Annotated in this window: 24 protein-coding genes; 14 read left to right on the top strand and 10 right to left on the bottom strand. The window is 63.7% G+C overall.

The window, feature by feature from the left end; genetic code table 11:
* Positions 1 to 860 precede the first annotated feature (860 nt).
* A complete protein-coding gene (locus tag NKI54_RS03290; RefSeq protein ID WP_023678342.1) occupies positions 861 to 1,358 on the top strand; it encodes a methyltransferase family protein in 498 nt (165 codons plus the stop codon).
* A 19-nt stretch (positions 1,359 to 1,377) separates the two neighbouring features.
* Here the strand turns inward: NKI54_RS03290 and NKI54_RS03285 are convergent, their stop codons facing one another.
* The gene (locus NKI54_RS03285; protein ID WP_352586852.1) at positions 1,378 to 2,130 is read right to left on the bottom strand and encodes an SDR family oxidoreductase; all 753 of its coding nucleotides are present in this window, start codon (positions 2,128 to 2,130) and stop codon (positions 1,378 to 1,380) included.
* Between the two features lie 121 nt (positions 2,131 to 2,251).
* On the opposite strand from NKI54_RS03285, the gene NKI54_RS03280 reads away from it, so the two are divergent.
* Positions 2,252 to 2,896, top strand: coding sequence for a TetR/AcrR family transcriptional regulator (locus tag NKI54_RS03280; RefSeq protein ID WP_023678344.1), 645 nt, complete (start codon positions 2,252 to 2,254; stop codon positions 2,894 to 2,896).
* A 104-nt stretch (positions 2,897 to 3,000) separates the two neighbouring features.
* Here NKI54_RS03280 and NKI54_RS03275 read toward each other — a convergent pair whose 3' ends face one another.
* Both NKI54_RS03275 and trxB read right to left on the bottom strand, forming a co-directional pair.
* A complete protein-coding gene (locus NKI54_RS03275) occupies positions 3,001 to 3,897 on the bottom strand; it encodes a LysR family transcriptional regulator (RefSeq protein WP_023719100.1) in 897 nt (298 codons plus the stop codon).
* A gap of 97 nt (positions 3,898 to 3,994) precedes the next feature.
* Positions 3,995 to 4,969, bottom strand: coding sequence for a thioredoxin-disulfide reductase (trxB, locus tag NKI54_RS03270; protein ID WP_352586850.1), 975 nt, complete (start codon positions 4,967 to 4,969; stop codon positions 3,995 to 3,997).
* A 255-nt stretch (positions 4,970 to 5,224) separates the two neighbouring features.
* Here trxB and NKI54_RS03265 point away from each other — a divergent pair, with 255 nt between their 5' ends.
* The gene (locus tag NKI54_RS03265) at positions 5,225 to 5,701 is read left to right on the top strand and encodes an Lrp/AsnC family transcriptional regulator (protein WP_023678347.1); all 477 of its coding nucleotides are present in this window, start codon (positions 5,225 to 5,227) and stop codon (positions 5,699 to 5,701) included.
* Between the two features lie 283 nt (positions 5,702 to 5,984).
* On the opposite strand, the gene NKI54_RS03260 is transcribed toward NKI54_RS03265, so the two are convergent.
* The 3 genes from NKI54_RS03260 to NKI54_RS03250 form a co-directional block, all read right to left on the bottom strand.
* Complete coding sequence (locus tag NKI54_RS03260; RefSeq protein ID WP_352586848.1) at positions 5,985 to 6,560, bottom strand: D-sedoheptulose-7-phosphate isomerase; 576 nt, start codon at positions 6,558 to 6,560, stop codon at positions 5,985 to 5,987.
* A 7-nt stretch (positions 6,561 to 6,567) separates the two neighbouring features.
* Positions 6,568 to 8,046, bottom strand: a complete 1,479-nt coding sequence (gene rfaE1, locus NKI54_RS03255; protein WP_352586847.1) for a D-glycero-beta-D-manno-heptose-7-phosphate kinase — start codon at positions 8,044 to 8,046, stop codon at positions 6,568 to 6,570.
* Positions 8,047 to 8,185: 139 nt separating this feature from the next.
* The gene (locus NKI54_RS03250; protein ID WP_023678350.1) at positions 8,186 to 8,818 is read right to left on the bottom strand and encodes a LysE family translocator; all 633 of its coding nucleotides are present in this window, start codon (positions 8,816 to 8,818) and stop codon (positions 8,186 to 8,188) included.
* A gap of 424 nt (positions 8,819 to 9,242) precedes the next feature.
* On the opposite strand from NKI54_RS03250, the gene rfaD reads away from it, so the two are divergent.
* The 3 genes from rfaD to waaC are packed head-to-tail and all read left to right on the top strand — an operon-like array spanning position 9,243 to position 12,153.
* Positions 9,243 to 10,193: an ADP-glyceromanno-heptose 6-epimerase gene (rfaD, locus tag NKI54_RS03245; protein ID WP_352690682.1), complete on the top strand. Its 951-nt coding sequence runs from the start codon at positions 9,243 to 9,245 to the stop codon at positions 10,191 to 10,193.
* On the top strand, positions 10,166 to 11,173 hold the full coding sequence (waaF, locus tag NKI54_RS03240) for a lipopolysaccharide heptosyltransferase II (RefSeq protein WP_352690681.1): 1,008 nt from the start codon (positions 10,166 to 10,168) through the stop codon (positions 11,171 to 11,173). The genes rfaD and waaF overlap by 28 nt, the downstream gene beginning before the upstream one ends.
* Positions 11,170 to 12,153 carry a lipopolysaccharide heptosyltransferase I gene (gene waaC, locus NKI54_RS03235; RefSeq protein ID WP_352690679.1) on the top strand — a complete coding sequence of 328 codons (984 nt, stop codon included), beginning with the start codon at positions 11,170 to 11,172 and terminating at the stop codon, positions 12,151 to 12,153. Before waaF ends, waaC begins: the two co-directional genes overlap by 4 nt.
* 207 nt (positions 12,154 to 12,360) lie before the next feature.
* On the opposite strand, the gene greA is transcribed toward waaC, so the two are convergent.
* A complete protein-coding gene (greA, locus tag NKI54_RS03230; protein ID WP_023719113.1) occupies positions 12,361 to 12,834 on the bottom strand; it encodes a transcription elongation factor GreA in 474 nt (157 codons plus the stop codon).
* A gap of 328 nt (positions 12,835 to 13,162) precedes the next feature.
* Positions 13,163 to 13,726, bottom strand: coding sequence for a tetratricopeptide repeat protein (locus NKI54_RS03225; RefSeq protein WP_352637193.1), 564 nt, complete (start codon positions 13,724 to 13,726; stop codon positions 13,163 to 13,165).
* A gap of 235 nt (positions 13,727 to 13,961) precedes the next feature.
* Here NKI54_RS03225 and NKI54_RS03220 point away from each other — a divergent pair, with 235 nt between their 5' ends.
* From NKI54_RS03220 to NKI54_RS03205, 4 genes are all read left to right on the top strand, one after another.
* Positions 13,962 to 14,387, top strand: coding sequence for a DUF3775 domain-containing protein (locus NKI54_RS03220; protein ID WP_023678354.1), 426 nt, complete (start codon positions 13,962 to 13,964; stop codon positions 14,385 to 14,387).
* 427 nt (positions 14,388 to 14,814) lie between these two features.
* Positions 14,815 to 15,360, top strand: a complete 546-nt coding sequence (locus tag NKI54_RS36450) for an extensin-like domain-containing protein (protein ID WP_023678355.1) — start codon at positions 14,815 to 14,817, stop codon at positions 15,358 to 15,360.
* A 112-nt stretch (positions 15,361 to 15,472) separates the two neighbouring features.
* Complete coding sequence (locus NKI54_RS03210; RefSeq protein WP_352637194.1) at positions 15,473 to 16,327, top strand: extensin-like domain-containing protein; 855 nt, start codon at positions 15,473 to 15,475, stop codon at positions 16,325 to 16,327.
* A gap of 66 nt (positions 16,328 to 16,393) precedes the next feature.
* Positions 16,394 to 17,101, top strand: coding sequence for an LssY C-terminal domain-containing protein (locus tag NKI54_RS03205; protein WP_352690678.1), 708 nt, complete (start codon positions 16,394 to 16,396; stop codon positions 17,099 to 17,101).
* 41 nt (positions 17,102 to 17,142) lie between these two features.
* Here the strand turns inward: NKI54_RS03205 and NKI54_RS03200 are convergent, their stop codons facing one another.
* Complete coding sequence (locus tag NKI54_RS03200) at positions 17,143 to 18,162, bottom strand: zinc-dependent alcohol dehydrogenase family protein (protein ID WP_352690676.1); 1,020 nt, start codon at positions 18,160 to 18,162, stop codon at positions 17,143 to 17,145.
* Positions 18,163 to 18,289: 127 nt separating this feature from the next.
* On the opposite strand from NKI54_RS03200, the gene NKI54_RS03195 reads away from it, so the two are divergent.
* The 3 genes from NKI54_RS03195 (at position 18,290) to NKI54_RS03185 (ending at position 21,415) form a co-directional block, all read left to right on the top strand.
* On the top strand, positions 18,290 to 19,231 hold the full coding sequence (locus NKI54_RS03195; RefSeq protein WP_352456967.1) for a LysR family transcriptional regulator: 942 nt from the start codon (positions 18,290 to 18,292) through the stop codon (positions 19,229 to 19,231).
* A 59-nt stretch (positions 19,232 to 19,290) separates the two neighbouring features.
* Complete coding sequence (locus NKI54_RS03190; RefSeq protein ID WP_352623125.1) at positions 19,291 to 20,601, top strand: hemolysin family protein; 1,311 nt, start codon at positions 19,291 to 19,293, stop codon at positions 20,599 to 20,601.
* A gap of 76 nt (positions 20,602 to 20,677) precedes the next feature.
* On the top strand, positions 20,678 to 21,415 hold the full coding sequence (locus NKI54_RS03185) for a class I SAM-dependent DNA methyltransferase (protein ID WP_352456965.1): 738 nt from the start codon (positions 20,678 to 20,680) through the stop codon (positions 21,413 to 21,415).
* A 133-nt stretch (positions 21,416 to 21,548) separates the two neighbouring features.
* Here the strand turns inward: NKI54_RS03185 and arr are convergent, their stop codons facing one another.
* Positions 21,549 to 21,956 carry an NAD(+)--rifampin ADP-ribosyltransferase gene (gene arr, locus NKI54_RS03180; RefSeq protein WP_352456964.1) on the bottom strand — a complete coding sequence of 136 codons (408 nt, stop codon included), beginning with the start codon at positions 21,954 to 21,956 and terminating at the stop codon, positions 21,549 to 21,551.
* A 190-nt stretch (positions 21,957 to 22,146) separates the two neighbouring features.
* Between arr and NKI54_RS03175 the strand changes: the two genes are divergently transcribed.
* A complete protein-coding gene (locus NKI54_RS03175) occupies positions 22,147 to 22,440 on the top strand; it encodes a hypothetical protein (protein ID WP_352450453.1) in 294 nt (97 codons plus the stop codon).
* Positions 22,441 to 22,471 lie beyond the last annotated feature (31 nt).

Raw genomic sequence — 22,471 nt, 5'->3', positions numbered from 1 at the left:
GGGCCGCCGACGGGCTCACCGCCACGGGAAGGGCCGCCTTCTCTGCCTTGGCGCCCCACCCGCAACGGGCCCCCGCTGCACCGGGGCGCCGTTTCTTGCGGACCGTCTTCGTGGGAGGCGAAACGGCAGGTCCGCCGCATGCTTGCCGCCGGTGCCTGGCGGCGGAGGAAGGTTCGGACGCGGTAGCTGCCTGAGCCCGGGTCGTCCGAGTGATGCCCCCATCCCCCGGACGAGCCACACCGCGTCCTGTGCTCTGCTTAATCGATTTGGCGCGCCCGCGGCATGTTACCCGAGGTTACATGTCACTGTTACGCGACCGCTCCGGCCGATTTTCTGGCGATGTGTTGGTTTCGGGCAACAAAAAAGCCGGATCAATGAAGACCCGGCTGAGTTTGATTGGAAGTGCCTGTTAAGGCTAACCTCCAGAGGGGAACACTCGAGAGCGCTAATGGGAGGAGAACGCGCTCAGGAGATGGTCTATATATGTGCTCTTCATGCCCAAGAAACAAGCATCTATTTTGCAACACTCACATGCAAAAAGGCGCCGGCTGTGGTCTAATCCGTCCCGAAGCGCAATAGGACCAGTTGAATCGCTGAAATACAGCCTACGGCAAGGCAAAAATCGATCCGCGGCCGCGAATCAGCAGCGATTCCTGCTCGGAAAGTCGAAAAACGCAGGATGACGTGGAATCGTGCAGCACGCGTTTGTTTTTTCGGCAGCCAGACCTTGCTGGTGCATGCCGCCCAAAAGCCCGCCATCGAGCTTGACCTGAGGGTGCAGCGGTTTGGGTTACATGCCGGACAAGACCTGAAGCGCGTTGCAGGAGACCGTTCAAGGCCGCGCCCGTAAGGAGAGCTATATGCGAGCCACTTCGGCGATCGCCGGCAGCGTCATCTTCCTTGCTGTAGCGCCCGGCGTGGTCGCCGGGCTGTTGCCTTGGCTGCTGACCGATCGCTATCGCCTGCCCTGGTCGAGACTGCCCGGTTTCGTTCCTGTGGGCTGGCTGCTGGTTGTCGCCGGCACAGCCATACTGCTGCACGCCTTTGCCCGGTTTGCCCTAGAGGGCCTGGGTACCCCCGCCCCGGTCGCGCCGACCGAAAGGCTGGTCGTCGGCGGCATCTACCGCCATGTGCGCAATCCGATGTACGTCGCCGTGCTGTCGATCGTCCTCGGCCAGGCACTGCTGTTTTCGAGCTGGACGGTCGCCGCCTATCTAGTCATCGCCGCGGCCGCCATGATCTCCTTCGTGAGACTATATGAGGAACCGACGCTTGCCCGCCGCTACGGCGACGAATACGAGGCCTACCGCCGTGCCGTACCAGGCTGGCTGCCCCGCCTGACACCTTGGCGCGGCTGAAGCAGGCTCCAACGCTACGTCACCACGGCAGCGGGCCGTCCTCGTTCGAGAACGTGCCCGTCGGACCGCTCGCGTCGAGAAGCGCGAGGCGCACGGGCTCCCGCGCGGCCTGTTCGACGGTGCGCGGACCTTCGAAGTTGTTCAGCTCCGTCGCGGTGTAGCCCGGGCACGCAGCGTTGACCTTGATGCCGGTCTCCTCGAGCTCGATGGCGAAGGCGAGCGTCATCGCGTTGACGGCCGTCTTCGACGGGTTGTAAACGGCGCCAAACGAAGTGCGGTACGGAAAGGCCGGATCCGCGTTCAATGTCAGCGAGCCGGCGCCGCTCGATACGTTGACGATACGCGCCGCCGGCGCCTCACGAAGGAGCCGCAGCATCGCTTGCGTGACGGCGACGATGCCAAACACGTTCGTCTCGAACACCGCGCGTACGTCGTCGAGAGAGGCAACACTCGGGCGGCCCGAGTTGATGATCTCCTCGAACAACGTGCCGGGCTTTCCCGCGTGGGAGATGCCGGCATTGTTCACCAGCACATCGAGGCGGCCGATTTCGATGCGGATGCGCTCTGCCGCGGCGGCGATCGAGGCCTGGTCGGTGACGTCGAGCTGCAGGGCGTGGGCATCCTCTCCGATGCTCTTTGCGGCTGCCTCGGCATGCTCGAGCCTGCGCGATCCTACGAGCACGGTAAGGCCGTTCGCCGCGAGGTCCTTGGCGATCTGAAGACCGATGCCCTTGTTGGCCCCGGTGACCAGGGCGACGGGTTTGTCCTGCATGGTAATCTCCTTTTGTGCACCGATGTGTGGCCAACACCGCCTTGCCGTGCTAGATACAAGTCAAACGGAACCACGTTCCACATATATCCGGAACAAGGTTCCGTTTGCAAGAGGTAATTTGATGGGCGAAAAAACGCCGAACGGCAAAACGGATCAAGGCGATAGTCTGGAACCCCGCGACCGCGCGGATCGGCACGTGCGCGCCGACGCACGGCGCAACATCGACGCGTTGCTCCGGGCGGCCATGGCGGTGTTCGCGACCTCCGGCGTGGAGGCTCCGGTGCGAGAGATCGCGGAAAAGGCTGGCGTCGGCGTCGGCACCGTCTACCGCCACTTTCCACAGCGCTCGGACTTGATCGTGGCCGTCTTCCGCAACGAGGTTGACGCCTGTGCGGACGCCGCGCCGATCCTGGCCGGAAAGCATGAGCCCGGTGAAGCGCTGGCCCTGTGGATGCAGCGCTATGTGGATTTCATCACGGCAAAACGCGGCCTCGCGGCAGCCTTGTACTCAGGCAATCCGGCCTTCGACACTTTGCCTGCCTATTTCAACCAACGGCTCCGGCCCGCGCTCCAAACATTGCTGGAGGCAGCGGCCGCGGCCGGCGAGGTGCGCGCCGATATCGAGCCGGGCGATCTGTTGGGGGCGGCCGCCAGCCTTGCCATGCCGGCACATGGCGGCGGCCCTGCCCAGGCGCGGCGCATGGTTGCCCTGCTGGTCGACGGTTTGCGCTACGGCGCCAGCACGCTGGCGGATACGCGTTCCTAAAGCGCGTTGCGTTCGACCGACCTGATGCGACGCGCTTTAGGTTCTTGTTTGATGCATGTCGTTATCGCAAAACCGCTGCACACTTTTGCGCGACATGCATTAAATCAGAACGACCAGCTGCGCGCCTTGGCGATGATGAAATCGCGGAAGACATGCAGCTTCGCCTGGTTCTTCATCGCGTCGGGATAGGCGAAATAGGTATCGAAGGACGGCACTTCGGTCTCGGGCAGCAACTGCACTAGCCCGGAATCCTTGCTGACCACGTAATCCGGCAGCATGGCGATGCCGGCGCCGCCCTGCACCGCCCGCTTGATCGACAATATGTCGTTGATCTGCAGCGTCGGCACCCTTTGCCCGCCTTCGAAATCGCCGACCGTTTCCAGCCAGTTCAGTTCCGACAGATGCGCCGGCACCGGCACGCCGAAGGTGACGATACGATGGGCCTTCAGCTCGGCAATCGAATTCGGCTTGCCGTATTTGTTCACATAGGAGGGCGCCGCGTAGAGATGGAAATGCACGGTGAACAGGCGGCGCTGGATGAGGTCGGGCTGCTGCGGCTGGCGCAGCCGGATGGCGCAGTCGGCCTGGCGCATGGTGAGGTCGAGCTCCTCATTGGCCAGGATGAGCTGCAGGCTGACCTCGGGATAGAGCTCGATGAACTCCTGCACGCGCTCGGTCAGCCAGCCTGCGCCGAGGCCGACCGTCGTCGTCACCCTGAGCACGCCGGAGGGCCGGTCCTTGGTTTCGGTCAGTCGCGATTTGATGGTTTCGAGCTTCATCAGCACGTCGTGTGCCGTGCGGAACAGCATCTCGCCCTGCTCGGTCAGCACCAGGCCGCGGGCATGGCGATTGAACAGCGGCACGCCGACGTCATGCTCGAGCGCGCTGACCTGCCGCGAGATCGCCGATTGCGACAAATGCAGTGTTTCCGCGGCATGGGTGAACGACCCCGCTTCCGCTGCGGCGTGAAACACGCGTAGCTTGTCCCAATCCAACGCCATGATTTCCCCTCGTCCTGTTTTCTGGCGTCCGCCTGTTTTGGCGTCTGAATGAAAAATCAGGCTTTTGCGCGGCTTTTCTCAGCCGCTTGTTCAACATTCACTCCGCCGCTTCGCGGTGAACCTCGATCCCCGCCAGATATTTTTCCGCCTCGAGCGCGGCCATGCAGCCGAGCCCGGCCGCCGTCACCGCCTGGCGGTAGATATCGTCGGTCACGTCGCCGGCGGCGAACACGCCCGGCATATCGGTGCGGGTCGAATCCGGCGCCGTCCACAGATAGCCGTTCGGCTTCTGCTTCAGCTTGCCGGCAAACAGCTCGACCGCCGGCGCGTGGCCGATCGCCACGAACACGCCGTCGACCACCAGATGCATCTCCTGCCCGGTCACCACGTTGCGCAGCTTCAGCCCTTCGACCGATGGCGGCAGCGGCGCCTTGCCGGGCCTGCCGGTGATCTCGTCGACCACCGCGTCCCAGATGACGCGGATATTATCTTTCCGCAGCAGCCGCTCGCGCAGGATGCGCTCGGCGCGGAAATCGCTGCGCCTGTGGATGACGGTGACGCTCTTGGCCAGGTTGGAGAGATAGAGCGCTTCCTCCACCGCCGAATTGCCGCCGCCGATCACCGCGACATCCTTGCCGCGATAGAAGAAGCCGTCGCAGGTGGCGCAGGCCGAAACGCCAAATCCCATGAAGGTCCGTTCGCTCGGGATGCCCAGCCATTTCGCCTGCGCGCCGGTGGCGATGATCAGCGCGTCGGCGGTATAGATCGTGCCGGAATCGCCCTTGGCGCGGAACGGCCGCACGTTGAGGTCGACTTCGGTGATGATGTCGTTGACGATGTCGGTGCCGACATGCTCGGCCTGCCTGAGCATCTCGCTCATCAGCCATGGACCCTGGATCGGTTCGGCGAAGCCCGGATAGTTTTCGACATCGGTGGTGATCATCAGTTGCCCGCCCTGCTGCAGGCCGGCGACCAGCATCGGCTTGAGCATGGCGCGGGCGGCATAGATCGCCGCCGTATAGCCGGCGGGGCCGGAGCCGATGATGAGAACAGGCGCATGCTTGGTGATCATGAAAAACCTCTGCGGGGAGCAGCCATGGATTGTGGCATGAACTCTCGTCGATTGTTGCGCGTAATGTAAGTGTTGCCTGCGACGCGAGCAAGGCAAGTTGCCGTTCGTCCCCGGAAAGCTTCGGCGCCGGCGACGGCGACAAGCAACCCGCAGCAAGATGATGCAAAAATCCTCGATCCAGCGGATGGAATAGACAGCAAAGTCGTTTAATTACAAAGTCGCGAAAGATTCTTTCGCGTCATCACGGAAGCCACCATGCCGATCAAGGCCGATCTCGATGCCATCGACTGGAAGATCCTGCGCGAGCTTCAGCAGGACGGACGCATGACCAATGTCGAACTGTCGAGCCGCGTCGGCATTTCTGCGCCGCCGTGCCTGCGCCGCGTCAGGCGGCTGGAAGAGGCCGGCATCATCCGCGGCTACCGCGCTTTGCTCAACGCTCCGGCGCTCGGCCTCGACGTCGTCGCCTTCTGTCTGATCGGCCTGCATCACCAGGCCGACGCCGAACTCAAGACCTTTGCCGAGCGCACCCGCGGCTGGCCGATCGTGCGCGACGCCTGGATGGTGTCGGGCGAGTCCGATTTCCTGCTACATTGCGTGGCGAGCGATCTCGGCACCTTCCAGACCTTCGTCATCGAGGAACTGGCCTCGGCCCCCAATGTCGATACGGTGCGAACCGCGCTGACCATCCGCCGGGTCAAAGACGAAGGGCTGGTGGCGTTTTCGGCTTAAGAGAGCAGGCAAAGCGGCTGCGAAACAAAAACCCGGAAACAAAAAACCCGCCTCGGCGGGCGGGATCGTCGGTGGAAATCATCACCATACCCAAATTAGTAGCATAGCTGCCGGCACAAAGCAAGAACAAAATGTGGCTATGCGTCAAATAATAATCGCTACAGGCTAGGGCTGCCACTCACCTTACCCTCTCCCCGTGAAGGACGGGGAGAGGGGTCGCCAGCGTTGCGGCTAGTCCCTTCTCCCCGTTGACAATTGACGGCCTCTACCCGGCCTGGCGCAATCACCCTGCGTCGCAGAGGCGCGTTTCGACCATTTCGCACAAATGGTGGTAGAGGCACAAATGCCCCTGCTGGATGATCGGCGTCGAGGTCGAGGGTACGTTGAGCAGGATGTCGGAGAGCGGCTTCAGCTTGCCGCCGGTGTCGCCGGTCAGGCTGACCACCGTCATGCCCATCATGCGCGCCTGTTGGGCGGCGGCGAGGATGCTTGGCGAATTGCCGCTGGTCGAGATGGCGAGCAGCACGGCGCCCGCCGAACCATGCGCCTCGACCTGGCGCGCAAACACCGTGTCGAAGCCGTAATCATTGCCCCAGGCGGTCAGCACCGCCGCGTTGGCCGGCAGCGCGATGACGTTGTAGGCCTTGCGCTCCCTGAGGAAGCGGCCGACCAGCTCGCCGGCGATATGGATGGCGTCGCTGGCCGAACCGCCATTGCCTGCTATCAGCAGCGCCTTGCCCTGCGAAAGCGCGGCGACGACGGCGCTGACCGCCCGCTCCATCTCGCTGGTCAGGTCGCGCTCGACCATCGCCGAAATCGCGGCCGCCGAGCGGGCCAGGTAATCGTTCAGTTCGGACATGAAACCCTCAGTTCCCGGCGCGCAACCTGCCGATAGTGCCGGTCGTGCTCTTGCCGGCGACGAGGTCGACCAGCACGACGCGCCCGCCGGCCTTCTGCACGACATCGGCGCCAACCACCTGATCGACCGTATAGTCGGCACCCTTGACCAGTATGTCGGGGCTCAGCGCCTCGATCAGCGAAAGCGGCGTATCCTCCTCGAAGATGACGACGGCGTCGACCGAGGCAAGTGCTGCCAGCACGCAGGCCCGGTCATGCTGGTCGTTGACCGGGCGCCCCGGCCCTTTCAGCCGGCGCACCGAGGCATCGCTGTTGAGGCCGAGCACCAGCCGATCGCACTGGCTGCGGGCCGCATGCAACAGGCTGACATGGCCGGCATGCAGGATATCGAAACAGCCATTGGTGAAGCCGACGCTCAAGCCCTCGTCTTTCCAGCCCGCCACCAGCCGCGCGGCGGCGGCGGCATCGAGGATCGCATCCAAGTGGGCGACCGGACCATGCGAGCGAAACAGCGCACCGGTGAGTTCCTCGATCGTCAGCCGCGCCGTGCCGCGCTTGCCGACGACAACGCCGCCGGCGGCGTTGGCGATCGATCCGGCCATGACGCGGTCGGCGCCTGCTGCAAGTCCCAGTGCAAACGTCGCGATCACCGTGTCGCCGGCGCCCGAAACGTCGAACACTTCGCGCGCCTGCGTGGCGATATGGCGGGCGTCGTCCGCACCGATGACGCTCATGCCCTTTTCGCTGCGCGTCGCGACGACGAAATCGAAACCGTGCGCCGAAATCAGCTGGCGCGCCGCCGCCTCGATTTCGTCGTCGGCAAACACTGCGCGGCCGACCGCCTCGCCGAGTTCCTTGCGGTTGGGCGTGATTGCCGTCGCGCCGGCATAACGCGCATAGTCGCGGCCCTTCGGGTCGACCAGCACCGGCTTGCCCGCTTCCCGACAGATCGAGATCAGCTCGCCGGCGGCGCCGTCGAGCAGCACGCCCTTGCCATAGTCGGACAGGATGACGATGTCGGCGCGCGCCAGCGCTTCGCGAAAATGCCCGACCAATGTCGCGCGCTCGGCATCGCCCAGCGGCTTGATTTCCTCTTCGTCGAAACGCAGCACCTGCTGGTTGAGCGCGCTGAATCGGCTTTTGGACGACGTCATGCGATCGGCATCCTGCGCCAGCCCGCCGGTGTCGACGCCAAATTCGCCGAGCATGCGCATGAGGTTCTTGCCGGCCTTGTCAGCGCCGATCACCGAGACCGGTATGACGGCAGCGCCGAGCGAAACGATGTTGGCGACGACATTACCGGCGCCGCCCATCGCCAGCGTTTCGCCGCGCCCGTGCAGCACGGGGATCGGCGCTTCCGGCGAAATGCGCTCGATCACGCCGTTGACGAAACGGTCGAGGATGAAATCGCCGACCACCAGCACAGTGGCGCTGCCGAAGCGCGAGATGGCGCGGTGAAGGGGTTCGGGAGAGGGCAGCTTGATCATGTCAACGCGTGGGAGGGCCGATTTTCGGTGACGGGAAATTCGATGGGCAGGGCCGGCCGTTCATGGCGATGCCGATATACCGCAATTTCAGCCGACGCAACGGCAGGCCTTCGACCGATCGCCGCGGCGAGACAGTGCGTCAGCTTTTCTGCAACGCGACATGCACGCCCAGTCCGACAAGCACCGCACCGCCGGCGCGCCGCATCAGGCGCTGCGCCCGGCTCGACTGCCGCAGCCTGGCGATCACCGCGCCGGCCAGTATCACGCAAACAATGTCGGCCGACGAGAACATCAAATTGACGATCGTTCCAAGCACGACGAACTGCAGCCAGACCGGAAACGCTGCCGAGGCATCGATGAATTGCGGCAGGAACGCCATGAAGAAAATCGCCGTTTTCGGGTTGAGCACCTCGACGGCAACGCTCTCCAAAAACGCGCGGCGGGCGGATTTCGGCTGAATTCCCGGCAAGACAACGTCGCCTTGCGCCTTGGCGCGAAACAAAGAAACACCGAGCCAGACCAGATACAGCGCACCGACCAGCTTGACCGCCATGTAAAGCACCGGCACGGCATGGAAAAGCACCGACAGGCCGACAGCGGCGGCGAAGACATGAACGTAGCCGCCGAGATGGATGCCGAGCGCCGCCATCAGCCCGGACCAGCGGCCGCGCGCCATGGTTTGCGCGGCGGCATAGAGCATGGCGGGACCGGGGATATAGGCGAAGATCGCCGTGGTGGCGAAAAAGGCGACAAGCAGTTCGGTTGACGGCATTCTTTGTCCCTGACGATCTCACCGGGTAGCGAATCGACTGAAGCGGCAACTTTGCGGCCTCACTGTGGCGCAGGGCAATCGCCCCCTTGCCCTTCTTGCAGGCGTCGGCGCCGCCCCTCATCCGCCTGCCGGCACCTTCTCCCCGTGTAGTGACGGGGAGAAGGGGGGCTTGCCCGCGATCTCAGCGCTCGTCTGTAATGTTGGCGATCGGCGAAACCGTCGACGAGAGCGCCCCTCTCCCCGTCACTATACGGGGAGAGGATGCCGGCAGGCAGGTGAGGGGCGGCGCCGACTAGATAATCGATGTCTCCGCCAGAAGTTGGAACTGCATCCACCCGAAGCAATTGCTCTCTGCTGCTTTATCGACAGCCCTATCGACCTCCCCTATAAGGGCCGGAATCGACAAGCGAGACCAGAGGCTTTCATGATCATCGTCACGGGCGGCGCCGGCATGATCGGTTCCAACATCGTCGCCGCGCTCAACGCCGAGGGTTTCAGCGACATCCTCGTCGTCGACGACCTCACCGACGGCCACAAGATCGCCAACCTCGCCGATCTCGAGATCGCCGATTATCTCGACAAGGACGATTTTCTGGCGCGGATGGAGGCCGGCGACCTCGGCCGCATCGAGGCCGTCTTCCACCAGGGCGCCTGCTCGACCACCACCGAATGGAACGGCAAGTTCATGATGGAGGTCAACTACGCCTATTCGAAGCGCCTGCTGCACGCCTGCCTGGCCCTGCGCTTGCCCTTCCTCTATGCCTCGTCCGCTTCCGTCTATGGCAGCGGCGCCGAGTTCCGCGAGGAGCCGCAATACGAGCGCCCACTGAACGTCTATGCCTATTCGAAAAAACTGTTCGACGACTATGTCCGCCGCACTGTCTTCGATACCGACCACTCGCCGGTGGCGGGCCTGCGTTATTTCAACGTCTACGGACCGCGCGAGGCGCATAAGGGCGCCATGGCCTCGGTCGCCTTCCATCTGTTCAACCAGGTCGAGCAAGGCCAGAACCCGAAGCTGTTCGGCGCCTATGGTGGTTTCGGGCCCGGCGAGCAGAGCCGCGACTTCATCCATGTCGGCGATGTCGCCGACGTCAATCTGTGGCTGTGGAAACGCGGCTCGAGCGGCATCTTCAACTGCGGCACAGGCAAGGCTCAGCCGTTCCGCGCCATTGCCGAAACGGTGATCGATACGCTCGGCCAAGGCCAGATCGAGTTCATCGAGTTTCCCGACCACCTCAAGGGCAGCTACCAGAGCTTTACGCAAGCTGATATGTCCCGCTTGCGCGCAGCCGGTTACAATGGCCAGTTCCGCACAGTGGAAACCGGCGTCAGAGACTATGTCGAATGGCTGAAAGCCCAACGATCCTCGTGATCGGCCCACGCTGGGTGGGCGACATGGTGATGGCGCAGTGCCTGTTCCAGGCGCTGAGGGAGCTTCATCCGAACGCCGCCATCGACGTGCTGGCGCCGGCCTGGGCAGCACCGCTGGTCAAGCGCATGCCCGAAATCCGCCAGCAGATCGACCTGCCGCTGCAATCCGGCGCGTTCGAATTCCGCGTCCGAAGGCGCTTCGGCCGCCTGCTGCGCGGCCGCTACGACATGGCCTTTGTCCTGCCGGGAAGCTGGAAGTCGGCGCTGATCCCGTTCTTTGCCGGCATTCCGCGCCGTGTCGGCCATCTCAAGGAAATGCGCTACGGGCTACTGACCGACATCGTGCCCTTGCCCGATCGCCTGAAACGGCGCACCGCGCAGGCCTATTTCAGCCTTGCCCGTGGTGGCGCCTTCCAGGCGCCGAAGCTCGCCGTCGATCAAGCCAGCCAGGCGGCACTGCTCAGCCGTTTCGGGCTGACAGCGGGGAAATTCGTGGCAGTCATGCCCGGCGCAGAATTCGGCCCGGCCAAGCGCTGGCCGAGCGAACACTATGCCGGCCTTGCCCGTGAGATGATGGCGAAAGGGTTTGGCGTCGCGCTGTTCGGGTCGAAGAACGACGCTGGGGTGACGGCTGAAATCGCCGCGATGGCTCCGGGCGCCGTCGATCTTGCCGGCCAGACGCGGCTCGAGGATGCCATCGACCTGATCGCGGCGGCGAGGCTCGCCGTCTCCAACGACAGCGGGCTGATGCATGTCGCCGCCGCCGTCGGCACGCCGGTAGTCGCCGTCTACGGCTCGACCTCGCCGCAGAACACGCCGCCGCTCGCCGAGCGCCGCGAACTGGTCTGGCTCGGCCTGTCCTGTTCGCCCTGCCACAAAAAAATCTGCCCGCTCGGTCATCTCAACTGCCTGAAGACGCTGGAGGTCGAACGCGTCGTGGCGGCGGCGGAGCGGCTGCTGGAAATGCCGGCCGCCGCATGAAGGTGCTGATCGTCAAGACATCGTCCATGGGCGACGTCATCCACACCTTCCCGGCGATCGAGGACGCGCGCCGCGCTCGGCCGGATATCTCCTTCGACTGGTGTGTCGAAGAGGCATTTGCCGGGATCGTGGCGCTGCATCCAGCCATCCAAACCATCCACAGCGTGGCGATCCGGCGCTGGCGCAGGAAGCTGCTCGAGCCCGGCACATGGCGGGAAGTGGTCGGCTTGCGCCGCGCCTTGCGCGCGTCCCGCTACGACCTCGTCCTCGATGCGCAAGGCTTGCTGAAATCGGCGCTGGTGGCGCGGCTGGCGGCAGCACCGATCGCCGGCTTCGATCGGTCGAGCGCTCGGGAGCCGTCGGCGACCTTGTTCTACGACCACCGGTATCCCGTGCCGCGCGGCCTGCACGCCATCGAGCGCACGAGACGCCTGTTCGGCCTGGCGCTCGGCTACGAGCCGGATTTTTCCCGGCTTGACTCCGGCATAGCGCCGCCGGCCGCAAGATCGACTTTTGTCGGCGAAAAGACCGCCTTCCTGCTGCACGGCACCAGCCGCGAGGACAAGAAATGGCCGGTCGCGGACTGGATCGAAACCGCTCGCCTGCTGGTGAACATGGGAATGACGCCAGTCACCACCTGGTCGAACGACCGGGAACAGGCGGTTGCCGAGGCGATCGCCCGCGCCATTTCACAAACCGTGGTGGTTCCCAGGTCGCCGCTAGCCGAGATCGCCGCCGTTATCGGCGGCTCGGCGCTGGTCATCGGCGCCGACACCGGCCTGACCCATCTCGCCAGCGCTTTCGGCCTGCCGACGGTGGCGATATTCCTCGCTACCGAGCCTGGCCTGACCGGCCCGCGCGGGCCGTTCTCATCGACGCTGCTGGCCAGGCCCGGCCACAGCGTCACGCCGCCGGAGGTGATGGCGGAAGCCGAAAGGCTTGTGGAGCGCCAGACGCTTGGTCAGGCCGGTGGCCGCTGATTTGCTCAATCAATTCAATCGGAAAGGTCAGCGCTGCCCCTTCCCTTCTCCCCCTGTGGGAGAAGGTGGATTGGCGCGCAGCGCCAAGACGGATGAGGGGTGTTGGACGGAGTGCGGAGGGAGCCAAGCTGGAACACCCCTCATCCGACCTCGCTTCGCGAGGCCACCTTCTCCCACAAGGGGAGAAGGCAGAGCAGCGCCAATCCCCTAGATAAATTGCACCTGGACGATCTCGTAGCCCCTGGCGCCGCCCGGTGCGTTGACCTCGATGGCATCGCCGACTTCCTTGCCGATCAGGGCGCGCGCGATCGGCGAGGAGATCGAGATGCGGCCGGACTTCACGTCGGCTTCCTGGTCGCCGACGATCTGGTAGGTCTTTTTCTCCTCGGTATCCTCGTCGACCAGCACCACGGTGGCGCCGAACTTGACCTTGTCGCCGCTGAGCTTGGTGACGTCGATCACCTCGGCCCGCGCGATCAGGTCCTCGAGTTCGTTGACCCGGCCCTCATTGAGGCTCTGTGCCTCTTTTGCCGCGTGATATTCGGCATTTTCGGAGAGGTCGCCATGCGAGCGCGCTTCGGAAATCGCCTCGATGATACGCGGCCGCTCCTGTTGCTGGCGCCAGCGCAGTTCTTCCTTCAATGACGCGAACCCCTCGCCTGTCATCGGGACCTTGTTCATAATGCCTGACCTTTCCTGCCGCCGCCCCCGCAATCGGGAGCGACCTTGTCGATGGTACAAAAAGAAAACGGTCCGGCAGCCTCGGGCTAACGGAACCGTGTCACCACAATTTCGCAAGATATAGCAATCTTCGCGGGTTTTTCACGTCCAAAAAGTCGGTTTTTGAAAAATCATCCACCGATTGCGCGGCTGACCCCACGTCAAGCGGGGGTTTCCAAGATCGTATCGTGTACCGTGATGCCAAATCTCGGTTGTGGCCAACATGTGCAGCACAGCAAAAAACCGGCTGCGATCGCTCACAGCCGGTTATGAGGAGCGTTCCGGAGGATCAGCTCCTCATGAAATGATCGATCTGCTCCGACAGCATGCCGTATTCGCGAGACCCCTTGCCCGTGCGCTTCTCGATCTCGCGGAGCTGTTCCTGGGCGCCGGCAAGATCGCCGATCTGCAGGTGCGCCTCGCCGAGATATTCGCGCACCAGCGTGTAATTCGGGTCGATGCGCAGCGCTTCCTCGTAATAGCCGAGGCCGACGGTGACGCGTCCGGAATGGCGGTGCGAATAGCCGAGATAGTTGAGGATGCGCGGATCCTGCTTGTTGGCGGCGAGGCTGAGCACGGCGATCGCCTCGTCGTAGCGTCCATCCATCGCCAGCGCGCGACCGGCATCGTAGATGCTGTCGTCGTCCAGCATGCCTTGCTTCGGCGAGACGCATTTCTTCTGTTTCTTGTCCCACGCCTCCCCCTTCTTGCACTGGGACTGGCCGCCGCCGCCGCCATTGCCGCCGCCGCCGCCACCACCACCTCCCCCGCCTTCACCAGCCGAAAACGCCGGAGCCGCAATCAGCGGCAGGGCGGCGATGGCCATGGCGTAAATCAGCAATCGTCTGCGCATCGAATTCTCCTTTGAACCTGACAATGCAACACTAACGCCGGCCCAACGCCGTTTCGTCCCGGAAAATGTCATCCTATCTCAAAACCGCGATCTCTCCCAGCAAGGCCATCTTATCCGGGAAGAGAGGGCATCGGAAATCATGCTTCACGATCAACGCCGCCGCGCAAGATAATGTGACGAGCGCTGCAAATCCGCTATCATCGGGCCGACCGAGCACGAAGCAGGGAGACGGCCGGTGCAGCAACGCGTTGAACGAGACTGGGAGCTTTCGATCGGTCCCGACACCGTGCGCCTGTTCATCCTGAAGGCGAAGGCGCTCAGCGCCGCCGTCAACGAAGACTATGCCGACGGCGCCGAGCACGAGGTAGAGCTCGACGGCAACGCGCACGACAACCACCATCATGACGGCCTTGCCGAGGAAAGCTCCGAAGATCTCACCGAAGAAGAACTGCGCGAGCTGATCGACGATCTCAATGTCGACGAAGCGGCCGAACTGATTGCGTTGGCCTGGGTCGGCCGCGGCGACTATGACGCGACGGAATGGACGGACGCGCTGTCCGCCGCCCGCGAGCGCGCCAACAAGCGCACGGCAAAATATCTGCTCGGCATGCCGCTGCTGGCGGACTGGCTCGAGGAAGGCTTGGAAGCGATCGGCGCGTGACGGCGCGGTTACCGATTGTGATCGGCCGCCCCCCTCGCTCAAGGCAACTTCCCTGCATTCTGGCCGTTGCGACGTAATGGCGGCGTTTGGCTTTTTCAGATTGGGCAGATTGCTGCTGGCCGTTGCGGCTACGCCGCTGGCGGGACCCGTTTTAGCCAAGGCACCCGACCTACCGCAAACTGCACCAGTTCCGCAGCTCAACCAGCAAGTCACTCCGCCGCCACCAACCGAGATCCCGGTCCCCGAACCGCGCCCGGAGGATGCTCCGGAGCCGCCGGCGATTGCACCGCAGCCGCCCGAAAAGCCGGCACGGGCTGAGCCGCCGGCAGGCCCACCAGGCGCGCCACCAAACCCGGCCGAGGCAGACGAGAAGGCGGAGCAAAAAATCCTTCCTGATCCTCGATCGGCCGCCATTGCCGGGAGAGAAATGCCGGCCGAGGAATTGGCCTGCCGCAGGCGGCTGAAGTCGATGGGCGTCGATTTCGAGGAGCGCAAGCCAGAGCATGATACGTCAGTCGGTTGCTCGATCCCCTACCCGATCGCGCTGAAGACGCTCGGCAAATCCATCGCCATCGGCCCGGAGCCCGAGCTGAATTGCCAGATGGCGGAAGCGGCCGCCCGCTTTGCTGCGTCCGTCATCCAGCCTGCCGCAAAGGCCGAGTTCGGCGCGGATATTAAATCGATCGGCCAGGCCTCCGCCTTTGTCTGCCGGTCGCGCAATGGCGGCGGCAAATTGTCGGAGCACGCCTTCGGCAACGCGCTCGACATCGCCAGCTTCAAGCTTTCGGACGGGAAGGAGATCGATGTCGGCCCGGCGCCGCCGGAAAAGGACGCGAAATTCCTGAACGCAGTGCGCAAGGCAGCCTGCGGACCGTTCAAGACCGTGCTTGGCCCCGGCAGCGACGCCGATCATTCGCAGCATCTCCACTTCGACCTCGAACCGCGCCGCAACGGTGGTACGTTTTGCCAGTGACCTTAGCCTATGGGGGCGCCGCAATTTGGCCGCAGGCGTGAACGGCGCCGCTGATTTTTCCTTTACCCTTGGCGATTAAACTCTGTGCCATCTGGGGACAGGATACCTGCCGATGGCCGGAACATTTCGCGCTGCGCTTGCCGCCGCGCGGCAAACAAGGCGCGCGCGTATGGCCGGCAGGCTTGCCGCCATGCTTGCCGTTGCGGGGGTCTCCGCCTGCAATACCGGCAGCGTGCTGTCGCTGCAGCCGGCCGTCGATGTCGGCAGCCAGACCGCTGCCGTCCCGCCCAATTCCGGCGCGCCCAATTCCGACCCACAAAGTTCCGGCCCGGAATATTCCGGCATGCAGCGCCTCGTCCCGTCCAACCCCTATATGACCGCCGCCTATCCGCGCATGGACAATCCGATGTCGCCGGCCGAACAGATGCCGGCCACCGAGATCGATTGCCGAAAGGAGCTGAAACGCCTCGGTGTCGTCTACACCGACGTGGCGCCGATCCATGAAGGCCAGTGCGGCATCGACTATCCTGTCAAGGTCTCGGCCATCGGCAGCGTCGAGATGAAGCCGGCCGCGACGCTGACCTGCGACATGGCCGCCACCTTTGCCGGCTGGACCAGGAACGAACTCGTCCCGTCGGCCCGTTGGCGCTATTTCTCGGGCGTCAAGACCATCCACCAGGGCTCGAGCTATTCCTGCCGCAGGATCGCCGGCGAAGGTGTTTTGTCCGAACACGGCAAGGGCAATGCGCTCGACGTGATGAGCATCGAGCTCAACAATGGCGACGACATCGACGTCCGCAAGCCCGGCCTGTTCGCCTTCCGCACCCGCGGCTTCCTCAACAATGTGCGCGCCGACGGCTGCCAGTATTTCACCACCGTGCTCGGCCCCGGCTACAATTACGATCACCGCAATCATTTCCATTTCGACATCAAGAACCGCAAGAACGCCTATCGCGCCTGCCGCTGATTGCGGCCCCTGCCCAAGACTTGCTGCGCCGGTTAAGATGTTGCGCAGACGCTTGGGTGGTGCCTCTTGAGCCAACGGAGCCTTCGACGACGTGCAACGACCTGGTTGGTGGCATGCTGTGCCGCTTATCTTTCGCTCGCCTATTTCGCCGCGCCTGAGTTCTGGACGTTGCGGGACCGCAATTTTCGCAATCAGCAATTCGAGATGATGACGCACACGCCGCAAGGCATTCCGGGCGATCCGATCAATGTCGGCCTTGTCGGCACCAAGAAGGAGCTTGTCCATGCTTTTGCCGTCGCCGGCTGGGATACGGCAGACGCCATCACGCTGAAGACTGCCATCGAGATCGGCGAAAGCGTGCTGTTTAACCGCCCCTATCCCGACGCGCCGGTCAGCCGGCTTTTGTTCGAAGGCCGCGTCCAGGACCTCGCCTTCGAAAAACCGGTCGGCGACAGTGCCGACCGGCGCCATCACGTCCGCTTCTGGCAGACCGATGCGACCGGAGACGACGGCCGGCCGCTTTGGCTTGGCTCGGCAAGCTTTGACCGCGGCGTCGGCCTCAGCCATGACACCGGCGCGATCACTCATCATATCGGCGCCAACATCGACGCCGAGCGCGATGGGCTGATGCGCGACCTCTCCGCCGCCGGCATGCTGATCTCGACCAGCGAGATACCAGGCGTCGGCGCCACGAAGACCGGGCGCAACGGCGAAGGCGATCCCTATTTCACCGACGGCAAGGCCATCATCGGCGTCCTGCTGCAACTGCCGTAGGCGCGCGATCAGCCTTCCCGTCTGACCCATTTCCGACCGGCTCAGGGCACGGTGATCACGATCTTGCCGAACGGTCCCGTCTCCAGACGCTCAAATGCCTGCGGCACCTCGTCGAAGCCAAACACCTTGTCGATTACCGGCTTGATGGCAAGCGTCTCGATCGCCTGGTTCATCCGTTCGAAAGCACGACGGTGACCGATCGATATGCCCTGGACGACGATCCGGTTGCGCATGAACGGCAAGATCGGAAAATTGAGCTCCATGCTGCCCAGCAAGCCGATAACCGACAGCCGGCCGTCGGCGCCCAGCGCATTGAGCGAGCGCCGCGCATTGTCGCCGCCGACCATTTCCAGCACATGGCTGACGCCGGCGCCGTTTGTCAGCTCGCGCGCGGCCTCGTCCCACGCCGGCCGGCTGCGATAGTTTATCCCTTGCCAGGCGCCGAGCGCCTTCGCCCGTTCGAGCTTCTCGTCGCTGCTCGAGGTGACGATGGCGCGCAGGCCGAAGGCGGCGGCGAACTGCAGCGCAAACAGCGACACACCGCCAGTGCCCTGGATGAGAACGGTCTCGCCCGGGATTGGCTTTGCCGCCTCGACCAGCGCGAACCACGCCGTGAGTGCCGCAATCGGCAGCGTCGATGCCTCGACATCGCTGAGCGATAGCGGCGCCGCCACGGCGGCATCCTCGTGAAAAAGCACATGCTCGGACAAAGTGCCGGGCAGCGACGATCCCAACGTGTGCTTGTGCAGCACCGGCGGGGCGTCGCCGTCCGGCCAGTCGGCGATCACCTGGCCGAGCACACGCTGCCCGATGCCGAAGCGGCTGACTTTGCTGCCGATGGCCACCACCTCGCCCACCGCGTCCGATGTCGGCACGAACGGAAAGCTGAGGTCCGGTATCAGCACGCCATCGACGATCATCCTGTCCTTGTAATTCAGCGATACCGCTGTGACGCGTACCAGAAGATCATGCGGCCCGGGTTGGGGCAGCTTTCCATCAGCCGGCTTCAACCTGGACAGGCCGAAACCGTTCATCTGCCAGGATCTGTTTTCGGTGCTCATTTGGTTCGCGCTCCGTGGTTGATGATTGCGCGAGACATTTACGCCGTTTCACTATGGAGAAAAGTGCTTCCATGTGGCATGTTCTGCAACAGATTAAGGAGCAAAACTCTACAATAGGAGCGCTTCATTGGAATCGGCCAATTTGCAAGGCATCGTCGCATTCGTTCACGCGGTGGAGGCCGGCAGCTTCACCGGCGCTGGCGCACGGCTGCATGTCACCAAATCGGCGGTCGGCAAGTCGATCGCGCAGCTGGAACAGCGATTGGGCGTCCGCCTGCTCAACCGCACCACCCGCAGCCTCAGCCCGACCAGCGAGGGCCTGAGCTATTACGAAGCCTGCGTCAGGGCACTGGCCGAGATCGAAGCCGCCCGGTCGCTGTTGGCATCGCGCAAGCAGGTGCCTTCCGGGCGGCTGCGCGTCGACCTGCCTTTGGCCTTCGGCCGGCGGTGCGTCGCCCCGCTGCTGTTCGACATTTCCAAAAAATTCCCGGACCTGACGATGGAAATCTCGTTCAACGACCGGCGCGTCGACCTGATCGAGGAAGGCATCGACCTGGCGGTGCGTATGGGCGACCTCGACGACAGCTTGTCGATCGCCGCGCGCCGCATCTATGCCCAACGTTCGGCCATCTGCGCCGCCCCCGCCTATCTCGACGCCCATGGCAGGCCGCTATCGATCGAGGACCTGGCCAGGCACAGCCTCATCGGCTACGGCCGCGACGGCACGGTCCATCCCTGGACAGTCAGGCATGTCGACGGCCGTCTCGAAAAATTCGCGCCCAAGGCGCGGCTGGTGCTCGGCCACGGCGAACCGATGCTCGATGCGGTACTGGCCGGCTGCGGCATCGTCTATCTGCCGACATGGCTGACGGCCGACAGCATCAGGCGCGGCGAGCTCGAAATGGTTCTGTCGGACTGTCTTGTCGAAAACACCGTGGTGCATGCCATCTGGCCGGTAACACGCAATCTCGCGCCAAAGGTGCGCGTCGTCGTCGACGCCCTGATCGAGCATTTTTCCGCGCCGCCCTGGGATGCGGCATGGGTGCCGCCTGATTGCCCGGCTCGCTAAATTTAAAAAGCGCGACCGTCCTATTTTCGAAAACCGCGCGGCAATGCTATGGACCCGGCATGCTTTATGCTGAAATTGCCATCGTGGTCGTCCTCATCTGCGTGAACGGCCTTCTGTCGATGTCCGAACTCGCCATCGTCTCGTCGCGGCCGGCGCGCCTCAAGACGATGATCGACCGCAACGTCAAGGGCGCCGGCCGGGCCCTGGCGCTCGGCGCCAATCCGGGAAAATTCCTGTCCTCGGTGCAGATCGGCATCACTTTGGTCGGCGTCTTGTCCGGTGCCTTTTCCGGCGCCACGCTCGGCGAGCGGCTGGCCACCTCCCTGGCGTCGGCCGGCATCCGCGAAAGCCTCGCCGATCCGCTCGGCGTCGGCATCGTCGTCGCCCTCATCACCTATGGCTCGCTGATCATCGGCGAACTGGTGCCCAAGCAGATCGCATTGCGCGACCCCGAACGGGTAGCCGTCAGGGTCGCCCCGGCAATGACCATCCTCGCCAGCGTCTCGGCGCCGCTGGTCTTCCTGCTCGATTTTTCCGGCCGCGCCCTCCTGTGGCTGCTTGGCCAGCGCGGTCAGAGCGAGGATAAGGTCACCGACGAGGAGATCAAGATGCTGGTCGCCGAAGCCGAGCACCACGGCACCATCGAATCCGACGAACGGCGGATGATCGCCGGCGTCATGCGGCTCGGCGACCGTGCCGTGCGCGCGGTGATGACGCCGCGCACCGAGGTCGACTGGATCAATCTGCAATCCGACGAGGCGGCCATCAGGAAGCTGCTGATGGACACCCAGCATTCGCGCCTGCCGGCCGGCGACGGCGGCGTCGACGCCATGATCGGCGTCGTCCAGACCCGCGACGTGCTGGCCGCAATGCTCGGCGGCCGCGCTCTCGACCCGCGCCGGCACGTGCGCGCCGCGCCGATCGTGCATGACCAGGCCGACGCGCTGGACGTGCTTGCGACGCTGAAGGAATCCGACGTGCCGATGGCGCTGGTGCATGACGAATACGGCCATTTCGAAGGCATCGTCACCCCGGCCGACATTCTGGAAGCGATCACCGGCGTCTTCCGTTCGGATCTCGACGCCGGCGACGAGGAAAACGCCGTCAAGCGCGAGGACGGCTCATGGCTGCTCGCCGGCTACATGCAGGCCGACGAGATGGCAGAGGTCCTCGGCATCGACCTGCCTGAGAGCCGCGATTACGAAACCGTCGCCGGCTATGTGCTGTCGCATTTGCACCATCTGCCGGCGACCGGCGAATGTGTCGACGCGCAAGGCTGGCGCTTCGAGGTCGTCGACCTCGACGGCCGCCGCATCGACAAGCTCATCGCCACCCGCCTGCCCGGCCGCCACCGCGAGGTCGTGCGGTAACGATCGACGCGACTTATGGGCTATATGCTCGCGGCGACGCCGCTCGCACAGTCAAAGTTGATTGGGAATACCGCCTATGGTCGACCACCTTTTCGCCGACCCATATCTCGCTGCCGTCTACGACGCCTGGCACCCGAGATCTGCGCGCGACGACTATGATTTCTACCTGCCCCGCATTCTAACAGCAGACGCGGTGCTTGATGTCGGATGTGGAACGGGCACCCTCCTTCACGAGGCACGCCTGGCCGGACATTCAGGGCGGCTCTGCGGCATCGACCCAGCACCCGGCGTGTTGAATCGCGCACGAACGCGCGCGGATATCGAATGGGTTCTCGGCGATCTCCAATCGGCCGGCTGGACAGCCGAGTTTGATCTCATTGTGATGACGGGGCACGCATTCCAGGCCCTTGTCAGCGACGAAGACCTGAGGGATTTCATGGCGGCTGTCCGACACGCCCTTGTGCCAGGCGGATGCTTCGCGTTCGAAACGCGGAACCCTTCGGTGCGGGCGTGGGAGCACTGGACACCCGAAAATGCGGTCGTCGTTGAGCTGCCTGACGGGTCGCTGGTGCAGATCACAACAGAGGTGATCATGCGGTTCGATGGACAGACGGTGACATTCACCCACAGGTTCGGCGGAAAGCATCCGAGCCTTCCGCAAGTTAGTCGCAGCACCTTGCGATTCCTCGAGACGGACGCCTTATCGAGCCTGCTGGGGAACGCGGGGCTACGGATCGAACAGCAATTCGGCGGCTTTGACGGCAGCCCACTTGGCCCTTCGAGCCCAGAGATCATCACGTTCGCGACGAGATGAAAAGGAGCATCCGCTCTCCAGCCCTGCAAGCAACGACAACTCGCGGACCCATTGCGGACGTGGAGCCGTATTTCGCGGGGACTGCCGCCGACCGTAGGTCAGAGCCAAGCTTGGCAATCGCAGAACTCAGCGATCAATCGATTGCCTCGATGCCTTGTGCCTTCAGCCGTTCGAGATGGTCCTTCATCTCTTTCAGCCGCTCGGGGGAGTGGCCCTGCCACTCGGTGACCTCGCCCGTGATCCTGAGCGGCTCGCGGCAGCGATAGGACTGCGTCGGATTGCCGGGAAATTTCTTGTCCGTAAGATTGGGGTCGTCCATGACCGGGCCGGTTGGTTCCACGATGTAGATCCTTTCGCGTCCGTCACCGGCGGCCAGTTCTGCACCCCAGATAGCCGCATCCAGAGTGCCGGTTAGATAGACCCAGGCTGCCTGCTTTCGCGCCCCGTAATTGGAGCTGTAACCGGCTTCGATCAGGTCTCCCGGTTTAAGGTCGGCCCGGGTGCCGTGGTAGAATTGGCGCGGCTTGTCGGAGGCTGTCATCGGCTCATCCTCGCTGTCTCAGGCGTCATGGTGTCGTGGCGCGCACTATTTCATGCACGTCATCGAATCAACCGTCTGGCCGTTCGGTTATCGGACTTCCGCCCATTCCGGTCATCCCGCCCAAAGCACGCTTTCGGTCGGCTGCCGGTGCGGGTATTATTGGCGCTCTGCATCTTACCGAGGTGGAAAAATGGATCTGCAAGCCTTCAGGGATTCGATTGCGAAACCACAGCCGCCAGCCGGCTTGAGCCCTGCCCTGCAGGCGCTGTGGTGGGATGCAAAGGGCGATTGGGCTAAGGCGCACGAGTGCGCGCAGCAGCGCGACGATACGGCGGGCATGCACGTGCATGCCTATCTCCACCGCAAGGAAGGCGACCAGTCGAATGCGGAATATTGGTATCGCCGCAGCAACGCGGCGCCGTCGACCTTAACGCTTGACGAGGAATGGCAAGAGTTGGCACGTACACTTTTGCAGCAAAGCTGACGCTTGCTCAGTCATCGTAAAATAGCCGGTC

The sequence above is a fragment of the Mesorhizobium sp. M0663 genome (genome assembly GCF_040320585.1).
Taxonomy (GTDB): Bacteria; Pseudomonadota; Alphaproteobacteria; order Rhizobiales; family Rhizobiaceae; genus Mesorhizobium.
Note: the sequence above shows the minus strand (reverse complement) of the source record. Positions and strands in the feature narration are given on the sequence as shown.

Bases quoted from the DNA above. Each gene is read 5' to 3' on its own strand.
- NKI54_RS03280 (WP_023678344.1), top strand. From the start codon at position 2,252: ATGGGCGAAAAAACGCCGAACGGCAAAACGGATCAAGGCGATAGTCTG.
- NKI54_RS03265 (WP_023678347.1), top strand. From the start codon at position 5,225: ATGCCGATCAAGGCCGATCTCGATGCCATCGACTGGAAGATCCTGCGC.
- NKI54_RS03185 (WP_352456965.1), top strand. From the start codon at position 20,678: ATGGTCGACCACCTTTTCGCCGACCCATATCTCGCTGCCGTCTACGAC.
- NKI54_RS03190 (WP_352623125.1), top strand. From the start codon at position 19,291: ATGCTTTATGCTGAAATTGCCATCGTGGTCGTCCTCATCTGCGTGAAC.
- NKI54_RS03285 (WP_352586852.1), bottom strand. From the start codon at position 2,130: ATGCAGGACAAACCCGTCGCCCTGGTCACCGGGGCCAACAAGGGCATC.
- NKI54_RS03275 (WP_023719100.1), bottom strand. From the start codon at position 3,897: ATGGCGTTGGATTGGGACAAGCTACGCGTGTTTCACGCCGCAGCGGAA.
- rfaD (WP_352690682.1), top strand. From the start codon at position 9,243: ATGATCATCGTCACGGGCGGCGCCGGCATGATCGGTTCCAACATCGTC.
- arr (WP_352456964.1), bottom strand. From the start codon at position 21,956: ATGACAGCCTCCGACAAGCCGCGCCAATTCTACCACGGCACCCGGGCC.
- trxB (WP_352586850.1), bottom strand. From the start codon at position 4,969: ATGATCACCAAGCATGCGCCTGTTCTCATCATCGGCTCCGGCCCCGCC.
- NKI54_RS03290 (WP_023678342.1), top strand. From the start codon at position 861: ATGCGAGCCACTTCGGCGATCGCCGGCAGCGTCATCTTCCTTGCTGTA.
- greA (WP_023719113.1), bottom strand. From the start codon at position 12,834: ATGAACAAGGTCCCGATGACAGGCGAGGGGTTCGCGTCATTGAAGGAA.
- rfaE1 (WP_352586847.1), bottom strand. From the start codon at position 8,046: ATGATCAAGCTGCCCTCTCCCGAACCCCTTCACCGCGCCATCTCGCGC.
- NKI54_RS03200 (WP_352690676.1), bottom strand. From the start codon at position 18,162: ATGAGCACCGAAAACAGATCCTGGCAGATGAACGGTTTCGGCCTGTCC.
- NKI54_RS03225 (WP_352637193.1), bottom strand. From the start codon at position 13,726: ATGCGCAGACGATTGCTGATTTACGCCATGGCCATCGCCGCCCTGCCG.
- NKI54_RS03210 (WP_352637194.1), top strand. From the start codon at position 15,473: ATGGCCGGAACATTTCGCGCTGCGCTTGCCGCCGCGCGGCAAACAAGG.
- NKI54_RS36450 (WP_023678355.1), top strand. From the start codon at position 14,815: ATGCCGGCCGAGGAATTGGCCTGCCGCAGGCGGCTGAAGTCGATGGGC.
- waaC (WP_352690679.1), top strand. From the start codon at position 11,170: ATGAAGGTGCTGATCGTCAAGACATCGTCCATGGGCGACGTCATCCAC.
- NKI54_RS03175 (WP_352450453.1), top strand. From the start codon at position 22,147: ATGGATCTGCAAGCCTTCAGGGATTCGATTGCGAAACCACAGCCGCCA.
- NKI54_RS03250 (WP_023678350.1), bottom strand. From the start codon at position 8,818: ATGCCGTCAACCGAACTGCTTGTCGCCTTTTTCGCCACCACGGCGATC.
- waaF (WP_352690681.1), top strand. From the start codon at position 10,166: ATGGCTGAAAGCCCAACGATCCTCGTGATCGGCCCACGCTGGGTGGGC.
- NKI54_RS03260 (WP_352586848.1), bottom strand. From the start codon at position 6,560: ATGTCCGAACTGAACGATTACCTGGCCCGCTCGGCGGCCGCGATTTCG.